This window comes from Neisseria sp. P0022.S009, from assembly GCF_051956675.1.
Classification (GTDB): Bacteria; Pseudomonadota; Gammaproteobacteria; order Burkholderiales; family Neisseriaceae; genus Neisseria.
In genome coordinates this window covers 1-2,751 of the sequence record NZ_JBQCXE010000017.1, presented here as the reverse complement: position 1 = coordinate 2,751, position 2,751 = coordinate 1, and the positions used below count along the sequence as shown (strand labels likewise).

Below are 2,751 nucleotides of genomic sequence, written 5' to 3'. Positions count from 1 at the left end.
GGATGCCTTCTCTACTTTTAGGTTTTTTTCGGCCAGTTGTCGGTTAATCAGTTCCAGCAATTCGGACAGGGTGTCGTCTTGCGCCAGCCAGTTGCGGTAGCGGCATAAGGTGCTGTAATCGGGGATGTTCAGTTCGTCAAAACGGCAAAACAGGTTGAAATCGATGCGGGTGATGAGGCTGTGTTCGAGTTCGGGATCGGAGAGGCTGTGCCATTGTCCGAGCAGGACGGCTTTGAACATGGACAACAGGGGATAGGCGGGACGGCCGCGGTGGTCTCGGAAGTAACGGTTTTTTTGACGATTCAGGTACTATTCGATCGGTTGCCAATCAATCACCTGATCCAACTTCAATAGTGGGAAGCGGTCGATGTGTTTGGCAATCATGGCTTGTGCGGTTTGCTGAAAGAAGGTGGTCATGGAAAATCCCCTAAATGTCTTGGTGGGAATTTAGGGGATTTTGGGGAATTTTGCAAAGGTCTCTAGTTATATAAAAAATATAGATATAAATTTTATTTATAGCATAGATTACCAATAAATTTTGCTTCTATCCTATGAAAAATAGATGGGTTTATAGAAAAGGGTTCTGTTTGAGCATATAGGCCTAATTTGAATATACCTTTTTCATCTAATCTTAAGTCTAACGGCATACCTTGCCAAACTTCGTTATACAGATAATAAAAAGATAATAATTTACCTTGTTCATCATATAAATATATTCCAGAATTAAGACCGTCTATACTTAAAAAATTACCTACATTATCTAAGCAAACAATAATTTTTTTATTCTCAATAACATTAAATCTTTCACATTGGTCTCCATCAATAGGAATTTGATAACTAGATAAAGTTTTTTCCTTATAGAAACAATATGCACTATATCTAAAATAAGAATAAGACAAAATTATAGCTAGCACAATAGTTACTATTAAAGCAATTTTTTTAAACATGGTTCTACTACCTATTTTAGTTCTACTTCAATCGGGGGGTCACAACGAAATTCTTTCAATGATGAGAATATCAGCAAATCACCACCACGTTTATTTAACGCTCTCCATTTATTGAAATGATTGTTTCTAACTGGGAAATATATATTTTCTTTGGCTGAATTAAAATGTGTTGACGGCATAGCAATAAAGGAACTAGCCATAATAGGTTTCGGGGTAATATCTACTACCTGATTTAGTTTATCTAATCCCTGGTGAAGATAAAATACATTGAACCCTGTATGGTTCCAATGTCCCAAATACTGATTCTCTGTTTCTCTGCCTTTTTTATCTCTGTCATTGTTAAAATCAAATGTATCTCTAACATAAAGATAAACACTCTCTACAACCAATTTGTTCGACGGCATCCTGTATTTGCCTATAGCAGCAATCAGAGAACAACCTGCAACCGTAGCAAAAAACTCATCTTTCATAATACGATCACCAAATGCCAATACAGCTTTATCCCAAGCATCAAACAAACTGTAATTTTGGAACGAGAAATATTTGTGGAATTTCTGCATATCTTTTGTTTTCAAAAGAAAATGTTTAGTATCACCATAAACTTTCCTTAATTCATCATAAACCTCATCATTCAATGTTTTTAGCTTATCTTTTGCTGCGTTATTGTAAATACAGTTTGGTACTTGTCTGTTCCATCCCTTTTCAATACCCATTTTTCTAAGACGATGCCTGCCTTTTAGCAAACGCTCAATTCCTTTCGTAACGACACCTGTTATATTGGCTTTCTCTAGCCAATCCAAAGTATAATAATCTGTTAAAACCAAATCAGCTGGCCAATTAGTATCTAATGCTTTCTTGATTTTCGCCGGCATTATTTTCGCGGGACTATTGAACCACTTTTCCTGCATTTTTGCCGCTTTCTCCCAAACATGTCCAGTATGCTTTTTACCATGCGCACGTAAAGCATTGGGTAAATCAGTTAATTTAAATACAGTAGTCATTTGCTGTACAACATGTTGTTCATTCGATTTTTTTCCCTTATATGAGGGTAAGTTTTGACAAAGTGAAGTAGCATCGCACTTGATGGTCATTTCTTGATTTTTATCTGTGTCAAAATAGGTAAAAGTAATATATTCATTCATTTTTATTATCCTCTTGCTCTTCTTTCAAAACTGCAATTTCCAACTGTTCCAAAAATCTTACTTTTGCAGAGTTACGTATCAAATGTTTATTCATCCCTGTTCGTCCATATTTGTTGGTTTTCCCAATAATGACCTTATTGGAATCTGTTTCATCTATGACAACAAACGGACGGTTAGTAATTTTTCTACCTGTTTTTTCATCAATCAATTCAAAAGCAAGACTAAATAAATCTTTGGGATTCAGTAGGGGCATATTGAAAGTACGGCTATTCGCCCCATTCACCACCAACGGCGCCCTCACCCGCACCACCTTCGGACTCCCGATCTCAACTTCCCCATTCGACAGCTTGATATACGCCCCTTTGCAGGTAATCAGAATCTCTTCCTTCGCCGCAATGGTGATCTTCCCTGCGCTGCTGGTTAACGTTGCATCCTTCAAAGCATTCAGCTGCAACTCGTCATTCTGTGCCTGTACAGTGACTGCACCCTGATTGGCCTGCATCTTGATGCCGCTGCTTTGCGCAAATAGGTTAAGGCTCTCTGCCGCATGGGCGGTCAGGCTTTGGCCGGCGGTAATGTCGGTATGGTTGCCGCTGATAAGGTGGATGTTTTCATTGGCGGTATGCAGTTGGCTTTGCTCTGTTGTGGTGGCGATGCCGGCC

Annotated in this window: 3 protein-coding genes and 1 pseudogene; all 4 read right to left on the bottom strand. The window is 38.6% G+C overall.

Annotated features, from left to right (window positions below; all coding sequences use genetic code 11):
• Nucleotides 1-417, bottom strand: a pseudogene (locus ACTHUG_RS11160) (transposase); the annotation flags it as partial.
• Between the two features lie 92 nt (nt 418-509).
• A complete protein-coding gene (locus tag ACTHUG_RS11155) occupies nt 510-947 on the bottom strand; it encodes a hypothetical protein (protein WP_440386797.1) in 438 nt (145 codons plus the stop codon).
• Nucleotides 948-958: 11 nt separating this feature from the next.
• Nucleotides 959-2,089 carry a DUF6402 family protein gene (locus ACTHUG_RS11150; protein ID WP_440386798.1) on the bottom strand — a complete coding sequence of 377 codons (1,131 nt, stop codon included), beginning with the start codon at nt 2,087-2,089 and terminating at the stop codon, nt 959-961.
• Nucleotides 2,082-2,751 (bottom strand): DUF2345 domain-containing protein (locus ACTHUG_RS11145; RefSeq protein ID WP_440422246.1); only part of this gene is annotated, 670 nt, incomplete at its 5' end. The genes ACTHUG_RS11145 and ACTHUG_RS11150, both read right to left, overlap by 8 nt.